Raw genomic sequence first — 13413 nt, 5'->3', positions numbered from 1 at the left:
CGACCGACGCGTGAAGGATTCCAAATTGAGCGATCTTCTTTCCCGCCGCCTGGCCTTGCTCGGCGAGCGCGCCAACCTGCACCTGCTCACCCGTTGCCTGCATGGCATCGAGCGTGAATGCCTGCGGGTCGATGGCAATGGCCAACTGGCGCTGACGCCACACTCCCCGGCCCTGGGTTCGGCCCTGACCCATGCGCAGATCACCACGGACTATTCCGAATCCCTGCTGGAGTTCATCACTCCGGCCGAAACCGATCCGGCGCAGACCCTGGCAGACCTGGAAAAGGTCCACCGCTTCACGGTGAGCAAGCTCGGCGACGAACTGCTCTGGAGCCCTTCCATGCCCTGCCGGCTGCCGGCGGAGGAAGACATCCCGATCGCCCGCTACGGCACCTCGCCCATTGGCCGCCTGAAGTACGTCTACCGCAAGGGCCTGGCCGTGCGTTACGGCAAGACCATGCAGTGCATCGCCGGCATCCACTACAACTACTCCCTGCCCGAAGCGCTCTGGCCGCTGCTGAAGCAAGCCGAAGGCGATCCGCAGAGCGACCGCGACTACCAGTCGGCGCGCTACATCGCGATGATCCGCAACTTCCGCCGCTACAGCTGGCTGCTGATGTACCTGTTCGGCGCAGCTCCCGCCCTGGACAAGAGCTTCCTGCGCGGCCACCCGCACGACCTCGACACCCTGGATGCCGACACCCTCTACTTGCCCTACGCCACCAGCTTGCGAATGAGCGACCTGGGCTACCAGAACAACGCCCAGGCCGGCCTGACGCCCTGCTACAACAGCCTCGACAGCTACCTCGCGAGCCTGCGTCAGGCCGTGTCCACACCCTACCCGCCCTACGCCGAGATCGGCACCAAGGTGGACGGCGAGTGGGTACAACTGAACACCAACGTGATCCAGATCGAAAACGAGTACTACTCGTCGATCCGTCCCAAGCGCGTCACCTACACCGGTGAGCGTCCGATCCAGGCATTGATGGCCCGTGGCGTGCAGTACGTGGAAGTGCGCTGCCTGGACATCAACCCATTCCTGCCGCTGGGTATCGACCTGACTGAAGCGCGCTTCCTCGATGCATTCCTGCTGTTCTGTGCCCTGCAGGACAGCCCGCCGATGGCCGGCGAGGAATGCGGTTGCGCCACCGACAACTTCCAGCGTGTGGTGAAGGAAGGCCGGCGCCCGGGTCTGCAACTGCAGCGTCACGGCCATGCCGTTGGCCTGACCGAGTGGGGCACCGAGCTGCTCGACCGCATCGCCCGCACCGCCGAATTGCTGGACGCCGCCCAGGGTGGCGAAGCTCACTCGCAGGCCCTGGCCGCTCAACGTGCCAAGGTCGCCGACCCGGCGCTGACCCCGTCGGCCCAGGTGCTGGCCGAATTGCGCGAACGCAACGAAAGCTTCAGCCAATTCGCCTTGCGCCACAGCCGCCAGCATGCCGAGTACTTCCGCAGCCAGCCGCTGAGCGCCGAAGACCAGGCCCACCTCGAGGCCATGGCCCGCGCGTCCCTGGACGAACAGGCGCGGCTGGAAGCCGAACCGGAAGTGGACTTCGACACCTTCGTCGCCGCCTACCAGGCGAGCATCCTGGGGTTGATCAGCAACTGATCGCCAAATCGCCCTTCACCGTTCCTGTGGGGGCGATTTCAATCGCCAAGCAGACCGCAGGTCTGCCCTTAGCGAATGAATTCGCCCCCACAGGGTAAGGCCTTGCCAGCTTGGTCCAAGCGGTTCACAGCGTTTTCTCGAACACCTGTGAATTGCGCTGGAAGTTGTACAGCGACGCCCGCGCAGCCGGCAGACGTTCGACGCCGCTGGGCTGGAAGCCGCGCTCGCGGAACCAGTGCGCGGTGCGGGTGGTGAGGACGAAGAGGGTCTTCAGCCCCAAGGCACGGGCGCGTTCCTCGATACGCTCCAGCAGTTCATCGCCGCGGCCGCCGTGGCGATACTCCGGGTTCACCGCCAGGCAGGCCAGCTCAGCGGTGTCGGAGTCGGCGATGGGATAGAGCGCCGCACAGGCGATGATCAGACCGTCGCGCTCGACGATGGTGAACTGCTCGATCTCCCGCTCCAGCACTTCCCGCGAACGGCGCACCAGAATGCCCTGGTCCTCCAGCGGAGTGATCAGGTCGATCAGGCCGCCGACGTCGTCAATGGTGGCTTCGCGCAGTGACTCGAACTGTTCCTGGTCCACCAGGGTGCCGCCACCGTCGCGAGTGAACAGCTCGGTGAGCAGCGAGCCATCTTCGGCGTAGCTGACCATGTGACTGCGCTTGACCCCGGCGCGACAGGCCTGGGCGGCCGCATCGAGCAGCTCGGCCTGGTAGTTGTTGCCGAGACGGGTCAAGTGCGGCGGCACCTGCTGCGGGCGCAGTTCGCGCACCAGCTTGCCGGACTCGTCGATCAGACCACGCTCGGCGCCGAACAGGATCAGCTTGTCCGCCCCCAGGTCGATGGCCACGCGGGTGGCCACGTCCTCGCAGGCGAGGTTGAAGATTTCCCCGGTGGGCGAGTAGCCGAGTGGTGACAGCAGCACAATGGTGCGCTCGTCCAGCAGGCGACCAATGCCCTTGCGGTCCACCCGGCGCACTTCGCCGGTATGGTGATAGTCGATGCCGTCGACCACGCCTATGGGCCGCGCGGTGACGAAGTTGCCGGTACTCACCCGCAACCGCGAGCCCTGCATGGGCGACGCGGCGATATCCATGGACAGGCGCGCCTCGATGGCAATGCGCAGTTGGCCCACGGCATCAATCACGCATTCCAGCGTCGGGCCGTCGGTGATCCGCAGGTCGCGATGGAAATGCGGCGTCAGGCCGCGGGCTGCCAGGCGCGCCTCGATCTGGGGGCGCGAGCCATGCACCAGCACCAGGCGTACGCCCATGCTGTGCAGCAACACCAAGTCATGGACGATGTTACCGAAGTTGGGGTGAGCGACGCCCTCGCCGGGCAGCATCACCACGAAGGTGCAGTCCCGGTGGGCATTGATGTAGGGGGTAGCGTGGCGCAGCCAGTTGACGTAATCAGGCATGGTTCCGTGAGCCTTTGGTTAAGCGAAATGACGAGTGCGACTCCCAGCGGTTCTGGGAATGAAAGTGAGGCGGCGCGTTATCGTCGTCGCATGAGCATCAACGGAATCCCTCTCTATCAGTAGGTGGTGGCGGATTACAGGCAGTAATGCTGGATGAGCTGGCGCAGTAGCGCAACGGTAGGCTCGATCCGTGACAGTTCCAGGTGCTCGTCGGGCTGGTGGGCGCAGGCGATATCGCCGGGGCCGAGTACCAGGGTCTCGCAACCGAGCTGCTGAAGATACGGCGCTTCGGTGCCAAAGGCCACCGCCTGCGCGGTATGCCCGGTAAGACGTTCGGCCACGCGTACCAGATCACTTTCCGGCGACTGCTCGAACGGCGGTACCGCCGGGAACAGCGGCTTGAAGTCGATCTTCACCTGGTAATGCTCGGCCACCGGTCGCAGGCGCTGGCGGATCACTGCGCGCAGGGTGTCCGGGTTCATGCCCGGCAACGGACGCAGATCGAACTCCAGGCTGCACTGGCCGCAAATGCGGTTGGGGTTGTCGCCGCCGTGGATGCAGCCGAGGTTGAGGGTGGGCTGCGGCACGGTGAATTGCGGGTTGCGGAATTCCTGCTGCCATTCGCCGCGTAATTCGATCAGATCGCTCATGACCGCATGCATGGCTTCCAGGGCACTGTGGCCGAGGCTGGGGTCGGAGGAGTGGCCGCTCTGCCCGAGGATGTCGATGCGTTCCATCATCACGCCCTTGTGCAGGCGGATGGGCTTCAAGCCCGTCGGCTCGCCGATCACCGCCGCGCGGCCCAGCGGCTGCCCCGCCTGGGCCAGGGCGCGGGCGCCGGCCATGGAGCTTTCCTCATCGCAGGTAGCGAGGATGATCAGCGGCTGGCGGAACGGCTGGTCCAGCAGGCCGCGTGCGGCCTCGATGGCCAGCGGGAAGAAACCCTTCATGTCGCAGCTGCCCAGGCCGAACCAGCGATCGCCCACCTCACTGAGTTTCAGCGGGTCGGTTTTCCACAGGGCGGCATCGAAGGGCACCGTGTCGCTGTGGCCGGCCAGCACCAGGCCACCGGGGCCCGAGCCGTAGGTGGCCAGCAGATTGGCCTTGCCAGGCGCCACCTGCTGGATCTCACAACGGAAACCCAGGTCGCCGAGCCAGCCGGCCAGCAACTCGATCACCGCCTGGTTCGACTGGTCCCAACTGGGCTGGGTACAGCTCACCGAAGGCGTGGCGATCAGCGCGGCGAACTGCGATTTCAGGTCTGGAACAGGCATCGGGGACCTCCACGGGCAAGCAATCATCATAGGCCCAAGCCCGCGCCGGGCGAAACCGCTGCGGCAAGGTGCGGACCTGTCCTGTAAACTTCACCGCCTTGGTAGCCACCCCCTGGCTGCGTCTAAAGACCCCGGCGATGAACAAAGAGACCGAAATCAAGCTTCGCGCCAGCCGCGAGACCCTGGAAGCCCTGCGCGACCACCCGCTGCTGAAGAAGCGCAACAAGTCCGGCTGGGAACGCCGCGAACTCTTCAACCAGTACTTCGACACGCCCGAGCGCGACCTGGCCCAGGCCCGCGTGGCCCTGCGCCTGCGCCGTGACGGCGAACAGTTCATCCAGACCCTCAAGACCCGTGGCCAGAGCGTCGCCGGGCTGTCCGAGCGCAACGAGTGGGACTGGTACCTGGACAAGGCCAAGCTGGACCCGAAGAAACTCACCGACGACTGCTGGCCCGCCAGCCTGGCCGAGTTGGACAAGAAGCAGCTCAAGCCGATCTTCACCACCGACTTCAATCGCGACCGCGCCGAGATCGCCTGGGGTCGCGGCAAGGCCAAGGTGGTGATCGAAGCCGCCCTGGACCTGGGCAAGGTGATCGCCGGCAAGCAACAGGAAGAGATTTGCGAGCTGGAGCTGGAGCTGCGTCAGGGCGAACCCGAGGCCCTGCTGGAACTGGCCGCCGAACTGGCCGCCGACCTGCCACTGATGCCCTGCGATATCAGCAAGGCCGAGCGCGGTTACCGCCTTCATGACGCCAACAGCTATCACCTCAGCCTGCCGGCGCCCGCACTGTCGGCGGAACTGTCGTTGGACGACGCCTTCGCCGCGCTCGCCTGGCACCTGCTGGGCAGCAGCCAGCGCCTGGCCGAGCAGTACCGCTTCAACGGCCACTGGAAGCTGCTGGTGGACTGGCTGCAGCAACTGATCGACCTGCGCGCCCTGATCGGCAGCCTCGGCCAGGCCGCCCCGCGCGCCAGCAGCCACGAACTGCGCGAAACCCTGGATGCCCTGCTCAAGGACTGGCGCCCGCGTCTCCAGGCCGGTGAGCTGGACGAGGCCGTGCGCCACGGCGCGCCGCAGCAGTTCGCCGAAGAACTGCAGGGCACCCGCTGGGGCCTGTTCTCCCTGAATACCTCCCGCTGGCTACTGACCCGCGCCTGGACCGTCGAGCGCAATGAGCGCGGCAACCGCCAAGGCAAGGCGCCGCTGGGCAACTGGCTGCCGCGCCTGCTGAGCGAAGAAGCCGAGGCCCTGAAGCTGGAGCGCTACAAGCGCCAGCCCGAGGACCTGGCCGAGCAGTTGCCGCGCATCGAGCGCCTGCTGGTCTGGTTGCGCCTGGCGCGGCAGGTGCTGGACGTGCCGGAGGTCGACCGCGCCTATGGCGAGCTGTCCAAGTTCGCTGAGCTGGCGGCCCTGCCGCTGGACGGCGAAGTACTGGCCGCCCGCGGCGAGCAGGCGCAGACCCTGATCAGCCTGCGCAGCTGGAAGGCACTGGCCAAGTAAAACGGAAACGCCACCATGCTCAGGCAAAGCTTCCGCTCCGTGGTCACCACCTGGCTGACCGGCCTGCTGGCCCTACTGCCGCTGGTGCTGACACTGGCGCTGCTGGCCTGGCTGGTGAGCCTGCTGAACAAGTTGGTGGGGCCGTCCACGGTGATCGGCCAGCTCCTCGGTGCTCTCGGCCAGCCATTCGCCAGCAATCCGGTGCTAGCGTATCTGGTCGGCACCCTGGTGCTGCTGGGCAGCCTCTATCCCCTGGGCCTGGCGGTGCAGCTCGGCCTGCGCCGCCCACTGGCGTGGCTGCTGGACATGACCCTGCGCCGCGCGCCATTGGTGGGCAGCCTGTACAGTCTGGCCGACCGCTTCGTCGGCCTGCTGGACCGCAGCAAGAACGCCGATATCGCCGCCATGAGCCCGGTCTGGTGCTTCTTCGGCGGTGACGGTGCAGCCGTGCTGGCGCTGCGCCCCAGCTCGGAATCCTTCGAACTGGAAGGCCGCCAGTACTGCGCCGTGCTCGTGCCCACAGCGCCTATCCCGGTGGGCGGCGGGCTGATCTACGTCCCGGTGGAATGGGTGCGCCCGGCGGACATGGGTGTCGACGGACTGACGGGCATCTATCTGTCCATGGGGCTCGCCCCGCCGCATCAGGCCGGCCGCCTGGCGATTGAGCCGGTGGTGCTGACGGACGGCGACAAGGCCCCCTGAGAACTCTTTTGTAGAAGGGGCGAATTCATTCGCCAAGCGAGCCGAAGGTTCGCCAAACTGGTTGAGCCTGACAGGTCAGCCGCGCTGCCCCCGGCGATTGAGATCGCCCCTAAAGCCCCTGCCCCACCGGCAAGCTGGTGGTCGACTTGATCTCCGACAGCGCCACGATGGAGTTCACCTCCTGGATTCCCGGCACCAGCGACAGCTTCTCGAAGAAGAAGCGCTCGTAGGCCTCGATGTCCCTGGTGACGATGCGCAGCATGAAGTCCACTGCGCCCATCAGCACATGGCACTCCAGCACCTCGGGAAACTGGCGCATCGCCTCGGCGAACTCGGTGAGGTTGGAGCGGCCGTGGGCGTTGAGCTTCACCTGGGCGAAGATCTGCGCGTTGAGGCCGACCTTGCGGCGATCCAGCAGGGTGACCTGGCAACGGATCACGCCCTCATCCTTCAGGCGCTGGATGCGCCGCCAACAGGGCGATTGGGACAGCCCCACCCGCTCGGCGATCTCGGCGGTGGACAGGCTGGCATCCTCCTGCAGCAGGTCGAGAATTCGTTTGTCGTAGACATCCAGGGTGACGGACATAAAATTTCCCCGCTTTTCGAGTTCCCCGGAAAGTTTATCCAAAGATTCTACCTATCCACGCAATTCAGGCAGAAAAATCCCCATTCAGACTGGAAAACTATCGGCATCCCCACCGAGGAATCTTCCATGCCCAGCCTGCAGACAGCCCCCGCCCTCCGCGAAGACCACTGGCACCGGCGCACCGCCCAGCTCCATGCTGGCGAGATGCAGTTCGCCATCCTCGCCGAAGCGGAAGCCGACATCCTCGGTCGCCTGCTCGCCTACTTCGCCCAGCTGCAGCTGGTGCCGCGCTGGCTGGAGGTCAATCAGCTGGGTGACAACCTGCTGGTGCAACTGCGCCAACCGGGGCTGACGCCGCACCGGGCGGAAGTCATCGCGCAGAAAATGCGGTCGCTGGTCAGCGTGTTCTCGGTTGAGCTGGAACAGGCTTCCGTTCCTTGATCCAGCGCTTAGCCGAATGCTGGCGAATCGGGCATGCTTGCCGTCCCGCGAGAAGAGCGATTGACTACTCTTCCAGACTGAGCAGCGTGACCGAGGAGCTTGCATGTCCGCCTTTGCCTCACCCGCCCAGGACCGTTGGCTCGACCTCAACGACCTGATGCGCGAATTGGTGGCCCAGGGCCGCCTGAGCCAGGACCAGGCCGAGCACTGCCTGGCTATTCGCCGTAGCGCCGTGAACAACCAGCAGCACCCCCTGGAGTTTCTCGCCGCGCAGCAGGTGGACGACCTCAAGCGCCCCGGCAAAAAGCTCGACCTGGAGACCCTCAGCCATTGGCTGGCCGAGCACGCCGGCCAGCCGTACCTGCGCATCGACCCGCTGAAGATCGATGTCGCCGCCATCACCCCGCTGATGTCCTACGCCTTCGCCCAGCGCCACAAGATCCTCGCCGTAGCCGTCGACAGTGAAGCGGTGACCATCGCCAGCGCGCAGCCCTTCGTACAGAGCTGGGAAAGCAACCTCACCCATGTGCTCAAGCGCCCGATCAAGCGGGTGGTGGCCAACCCGATCGACATCCAGAAATTCACCCTGGAGTTCTACCGCCTGGCCAAGTCGGTCAGCGGCGCCAGCGCGGTGGACCAGAAGACCAGCGGCGTCGGCAACTTCGAGCAGCTATTGAAAATCGGCGCCAGCGACCAGGAGCCGGACGCCAACGACGCGCACATCATCAACATCGTCGACTGGCTGTTCCAGTACGCCTACCAGCAACGCGCCAGCGACATCCACATCGAGCCGCGCCGCGAGCAGGGCACGGTGCGTTTTCGCATCGACGGCGTGTTGCACACCGTCTACCAGTTCCCGCCCCAGGTCACCATGGCGGTAGTCAGCCGCCTGAAGAGCCTCGGACGGATGAACGTGGCGGAGAAGCGCAAACCCCAGGACGGCCGGGTCAAGACCAAGACCCCGGACGGCGGCGAAGTGGAACTTCGCCTGTCTACGCTGCCCACCGCGTTCGGCGAAAAGATGGTGATGCGGATCTTCGACCCCGAGGTGCTGCTGAAGAGCTTCGACCAACTCGGTTTCTCCCAGGACGACCTGCGCCGCTGGCAGAGCATGACCAACCAGCCCAACGGCATCATCCTGGTCACCGGCCCCACCGGCTCGGGCAAGACCACCACGCTCTACACCACGCTCAAGCAACTGGCCACCAGCGAGGTGAACGTCTGCACCATCGAAGACCCCATCGAGATGATCGAGGGCGCCTTCAACCAGATGCAGGTGCAGCACAACATCGACCTGACCTTCGCCAGTGGCGTACGTGCGCTGATGCGGCAGGACCCGGACATCATCATGGTCGGCGAGATCCGCGACCTGGAAACCGCCGAGATGGCCATCCAGGCCGCGCTGACCGGTCACCTGGTGCTCTCCACCCTGCACACCAACGACGCACCCAGCGCCATCACCCGACTGCTGGAGCTGGGTGTGCCCTACTACCTGCTGCGCGCCACCCTGCTCGGGGTCATGGCCCAGCGCCTGGTACGTACCCTCTGCCCGCATTGCAAGGCGCCGATGGAGCTCGCCGAGGACGACTGGAACAACTTGACCAAACCCTGGAGCGCACCACTGCCCACCGGCGCCCATCGCGCTGTCGGTTGCCTGGAATGCCGCGATACCGGCTACCGTGGCCGCGCCGGGGTATACGAAATCATGCTGCTGTCCGATGCCGTCAAGCCGCTGATCACCGCCGACACTGACCTGATTTCCCTGCGCCGGGCCGCATTCAAGGAAGGCATGCGCAGCCTGCGCCTGTCCGGCGCGCAGAAGGTCGCCTCAGGCCTGACGACCATCGAAGAAGTGCTGCGGGTCACGCCACAAAGCGAGCAGAAATGAAATCCTTGTCGGCTTGGGGCGGAGGGGCCCCGACCAACAAGAATCACAGCCAGCAAACGGAGCTTTCCCCATGGAAATCGGCAGTGTCGTCATTCTCTTCGTCGTCCTTGCGATCGCGATTGTGTTCATGGGTTTCAAGGTCGTGCCACAAGGCTTCGAGTGGACCGTGGAGCGCTTCGGCCGCTACACCAATACCCTGAAACCGGGCCTCAACATCATCGTGCCGGTGATGGACCGCATCGGCCGCAAGCTCAGCGTGATGGAAAGCGTGCTGGACATCCCGCCGCAGGAAGCCATCAGCGCCGACAACGCCATCGTCACCATCGACGCCGTGTGCTTCTTCCAGGTGGTCAACGCCGCCCAGGCCGCCTACGAGGTCAACGACCTGGAGCACGCCATCCGCAACCTGGTGATGACCAACATCCGCACCGTGCTCGGCTCCATGGAGCTGGATGCCATGCTCAGCCAGCGCGACTCGATCAACGAGCGCCTGCTGCGCACCGTGGACGAAGCCACCGCGCCCTGGGGCATCAAAGTCACCCGCATCGAGATCAAGGACATCACCCCGCCGGCCGACCTGGTGGAAGCCATGGCCAGCCAGATGAAGGCCGAGCGCCTCAAGCGTGCACAGATCCTCGAAGCCGAGGGTCGCCGCCAGGCCGAAATCCTCACCGCCGAAGGCGAAAAGCAGGCGCAGATCCTCAAGGCCGAAGGCCAGCGTGCAGCCGCTTTCCTCGAGGCCGAGGCCCGTGAACGGGGCGCCCAGGCCGAAGCCGAAGCGACGCGCATGGTTTCCGACGCCATTGCCCAGGGCAGCGTGCAGGCGGTGAACTACTTCGTCGCGCAGAAGTACGTCGAGGCCCTGGGCAACCTGGCCAGTGCCAACAACAGCAAAGTGGTGCTGATGCCGTTGGAAGCCAGCCAGGTGATCGGCGCCGTAGGCGGTATCGGCGAAATCGTCCGCGCCACTTTCGACAGCAAGAAGGGCTGAACCGATGTGGAACTACCTCCAGCACCTGACCTACTGGGACTGGCTGGCCCTGGGCACCCTGCTGCTGATCCTCGAAGTCTTCGGCGCCGGCGGCTACTTGCTCTGGGTAGGCGTGGCTGCGGCCAGCGTCGGCGTGCTCACGTTCATCGTCCCGGAGCTGCACTGGGCCATCCAGTTTCTGCTCTTCGGCGTGCTTTCGATCTTTACCGCAGTGTACTGGTGGCAGCGCCAGCGCAGTGCCGCAAAACCCTCCGCGCAGCCCGGCCTTAACCAGCGCGGACAGGAGTTCATTGGCCGCGAGTTCGCCCTGCATGAAGCCATCAGCGGTGGACGGGGCAAGATCCGCGCCGGCGACTCCGTCTGGCTGGTGGTCGGCCCCGACCTGCCCGCCGGTAGCCAAGTCCGGGTCATCGGCCAGGACGGCGTGCTGCTCAAGGTTGAGCCGGCGTGACGCCCAGCGGGCAGGCTACCTGTTTGGGTATGGGTGAAGTAAGCATCCACGGGCGCATCATCAGACAGCCTTGACGGCCTCCGGGGCATTCACGGAACCTGCACGCCACCGTGAAGCACGCTTGCCAGCACAGCGGATGTCTGCATGTCGAAGCACCACCAGATTCCCCCGCACCGGCCTGTCCGGCGCCCCGTCTACCCGGTCCTCGCGGGCCTGCTGCTATTGCTCGGCCTGGCTGTCTGGTTGTTCCTCAAGGGGGGTAGCGGTGCCCTGCCGGGCAAGGCGCCGTCCCCGATCAGCGGCCAGCCGGCCAGCATGGTCGACGAAGCGCAATGCGCTAGCTGCCACACCCAGCAGGCCCGTGACTGGCACGGCAGCCACCATCGACTGGCGATGCAGGCAGCAAACGACGCCAGCGTGCAAGGGGACTTCAACGATTCGACCTTCCAGAGCAATCAGGAAACCACCCGGTTCTTCCGCAAGGACGGTGGCTTCTGGGTCAGTACCCCTGGCGCAGATGGCAAGCCGGCGGATTTCCGCGTCACCTATACCTTTGGCGTTGCGCCGCTGCAGCAGTACCTGGTCGACGCCCCCGGCGGGCGCCTGCAAGCCCTGGACGTGGCCTGGGACGTGGAACAGCGCACCTGGTTCAAGCTGCAGCCTGGCCAGGGTGTGGAGGCGAAGAATTCGCAGCACTGGAGCCGTCCGCAGCAGAACGCCAACGTCCTCTGCGTGGAATGTCACACCACCGGCTACCAGCGCAACTACGACCCGGCCAGCGACCGCTACGCCAGCCGCTGGAACAGCCTCGGCGTCGGCTGCCAGGCCTGCCACGGCCCGGCGTCCCGGCACCTCGACTGGGCGACGAACAAGCTCAAGGCGGCCAACGCCGGATTCGATGTCGACCTGACCCAGGCGGACCGGATCAAGTCGGTGGAAACCTGCGCCCGCTGCCATTCCCGTCGCGTGCCCCTGGATGACGGCTATCACCACGAAAAGCGCTTGATGGACGACTATCTGCCCAGCGCGCTGACCCGTGAACTCTTCGAACTGGACGGCAAGATCAAGGACGAGGTGTACGAATACGCTGCCTTCGCCCAGAGCCGGATGTTCGCCAAAGGATTGCGTTGCAGCACCTGCCATGATCCCCACAGCACAGCGCTCAAGGTGCCGGGCAACGGCCTCTGCCTGCAGTGCCACAACCCATCGGGCAAGGCCGGGATCGAGGGCATCGACGGCAAGGGCCTGAAGGCGAAGAACTACGACAGCCCCGAGCATCACCACCACACCCAGGGCGAGGCCGGCTCGCAGTGTGTGGATTGCCACATGCCGGGCAAGCTGTTCCTGGGCAACGACTACCGCCACGACCACGGCTTCACCCTGCCCAACCCGGCCCGCGCCCTGCGTCTGGGCACCACGGATGCCTGCCTGGGTTGTCACCGCGACCAGCCGGGCGACACGGTCGCCGAGCAGTTCCACCTCTGGTACGGAGAAGGCAAGGTCAATGCGACGCGCTACGACGAGAGCCTGTGGCTGATCCGCAATGGCCGACCAGGCGCCTCGCGGGCGCTCTACCAGCAACTGGAATCCCGCGAACTGCCGGCCATTCGCCGCGCCACCCTGCTCGCCGAGCTGCCCAGCTACCCCAGCGAGCGCGCCCTCAAGGCTGCCGCCCGTGATCTGACCCATCCGGCGCCACAGGTGCGCGAGGCGGCGATCAGGGCAGTGGGCGCCCTGGTGCCGCCGGAGCAGCGCCGCAACCTGCTGGCCCCCCTGCTGAATGACCCGGTGCGAGCGGTGCGCATCGCCGCAGCCCACGAGCTGCTGGGCATGCGCGCAACGGGTCTGGGCAATTACGAGAAGAGCTGGAGCAAGGCCATTGCCGAGTACGAAGCGGCACAGCTCAGCCTGCAGGATCGCGCTGAGGCGAATCTGAACCTGGCGCTGCTGTACCAGGCCGACGGCCGCGCCGACCAGGTGGAGTCGCGCCTGCGCACCGCGCTGCAGCGCGACCCGGCCTACCTGCCGGCCCTGGTTGTCCTGGTGCAATGGCTGGACGGCAACTTCCGCTGGGAAGAAGGCCGCGCCCTGCTCGAGCAGGCCATCAGGGAGCATCCGCAATCGGCACTGCTGCAGCACGCCAACGGACTGTTGCTACTCCGCAAGGGCGATCTGCCCGCCGCCCTCAAAGCCTTCGCCGAGGCGGTCCGGCTGGAGCCGAAGAGCGTCGCGTACGACTACGCCTACGCGGTAGCCCTGCACGACAGCGGTCAGTTGGAAGCCGCCGGCCACCGCTTGGAGGAGCTGCTGGAGCGCGACCCCGCCAACCGCGAAGCACGCCTGGCGCTGATCAATTACTGGCGCGAAGCCGGGCAGATCCAGAAAGTCCAGGCGCTGCTGGCGGAACTGGAACAGCAGAACCCCGACGACCCCGCACTTCGTCGGGAATGATCCGGGCTGGCGAGACGCCATGACCGGCTGGCAGCCAGGTTGAACTCGGCTAAAGGCGGCCGAATCTGATGGTTCAGGTCCATCTGCAATCG

The 13413-nt window shown here is 65.7% G+C and carries 11 protein-coding genes; 8 read left to right on the top strand and 3 right to left on the bottom strand.

Translation table 11 applies throughout. The features are described 5' to 3' along the window. The first annotated feature begins 25 nt into the window (after nucleotides 1-25). Entirely contained in the window at nucleotides 26-1612 is a 1587-nt protein-coding gene (gshA, locus tag E8F20_RS20315; RefSeq protein WP_280285344.1) for a glutamate--cysteine ligase, read from the top strand. Nucleotides 1613-1736: 124 nt separating this feature from the next. On the opposite strand, the gene argA is transcribed toward gshA, so the two are convergent. After that, nucleotides 1737-3035: an amino-acid N-acetyltransferase gene (gene argA, locus E8F20_RS20310; protein ID WP_280285343.1), complete on the bottom strand. Its 1299-nt coding sequence runs from the start codon at nucleotides 3033-3035 to the stop codon at nucleotides 1737-1739. A gap of 134 nt (nucleotides 3036-3169) precedes the next feature. After that, a complete protein-coding gene (gene argE / locus E8F20_RS20305) occupies nucleotides 3170-4309 on the bottom strand; it encodes an acetylornithine deacetylase (protein WP_028626800.1) in 1140 nt (379 codons plus the stop codon). A 137-nt stretch (nucleotides 4310-4446) separates the two neighbouring features. On the opposite strand from argE, the gene E8F20_RS20300 reads away from it, so the two are divergent. After that, nucleotides 4447-5811, top strand: a complete 1365-nt coding sequence (locus E8F20_RS20300) for a CYTH domain-containing protein (RefSeq protein WP_280285342.1) — start codon at nucleotides 4447-4449, stop codon at nucleotides 5809-5811. A 15-nt stretch (nucleotides 5812-5826) separates the two neighbouring features. Next, the gene (locus tag E8F20_RS20295) at nucleotides 5827-6513 is read left to right on the top strand and encodes a DUF502 domain-containing protein (protein ID WP_280285341.1); all 687 of its coding nucleotides are present in this window, start codon (nucleotides 5827-5829) and stop codon (nucleotides 6511-6513) included. Nucleotides 6514-6622: 109 nt separating this feature from the next. On the opposite strand, the gene E8F20_RS20290 is transcribed toward E8F20_RS20295, so the two are convergent. Next, nucleotides 6623-7099, bottom strand: a complete 477-nt coding sequence (locus E8F20_RS20290; protein ID WP_028626803.1) for an Lrp/AsnC family transcriptional regulator — start codon at nucleotides 7097-7099, stop codon at nucleotides 6623-6625. Between the two features lie 126 nt (nucleotides 7100-7225). Between E8F20_RS20290 and E8F20_RS20285 the strand changes: the two genes are divergently transcribed. The 5 genes from E8F20_RS20285 to E8F20_RS20265 all read left to right on the top strand — a co-directional run bounded on the left by E8F20_RS20285 (nucleotide 7226) and on the right by E8F20_RS20265 (nucleotide 13321). Beyond that, nucleotides 7226-7540 carry a hypothetical protein gene (locus E8F20_RS20285; RefSeq protein WP_280285340.1) on the top strand — a complete coding sequence of 105 codons (315 nt, stop codon included), beginning with the start codon at nucleotides 7226-7228 and terminating at the stop codon, nucleotides 7538-7540. Nucleotides 7541-7643: 103 nt separating this feature from the next. Next, entirely contained in the window at nucleotides 7644-9428 is a 1785-nt protein-coding gene (locus E8F20_RS20280; RefSeq protein WP_280285339.1) for a GspE/PulE family protein, read from the top strand. 70 nt (nucleotides 9429-9498) lie between these two features. Beyond that, nucleotides 9499-10419, top strand: a complete 921-nt coding sequence (locus tag E8F20_RS20275) for an SPFH domain-containing protein (RefSeq protein WP_280285338.1) — start codon at nucleotides 9499-9501, stop codon at nucleotides 10417-10419. A 4-nt stretch (nucleotides 10420-10423) separates the two neighbouring features. Beyond that, on the top strand, nucleotides 10424-10870 hold the full coding sequence (locus E8F20_RS20270) for an NfeD family protein (protein WP_280285337.1): 447 nt from the start codon (nucleotides 10424-10426) through the stop codon (nucleotides 10868-10870). 144 nt (nucleotides 10871-11014) lie between these two features. After that, nucleotides 11015-13321, top strand: a complete 2307-nt coding sequence (locus tag E8F20_RS20265) for a tetratricopeptide repeat protein (protein WP_280285336.1) — start codon at nucleotides 11015-11017, stop codon at nucleotides 13319-13321. The last annotated feature ends 92 nt before the right edge of the window (nucleotides 13322-13413 follow it).

The sequence above is a fragment of the Pseudomonas sp. BN415 genome, assembly GCF_029871195.1.
Taxonomy (GTDB): Bacteria; Pseudomonadota; Gammaproteobacteria; order Pseudomonadales; family Pseudomonadaceae; genus Metapseudomonas; species Metapseudomonas resinovorans.
This window is presented reverse-complemented; position numbering and strand designations above follow the sequence as displayed.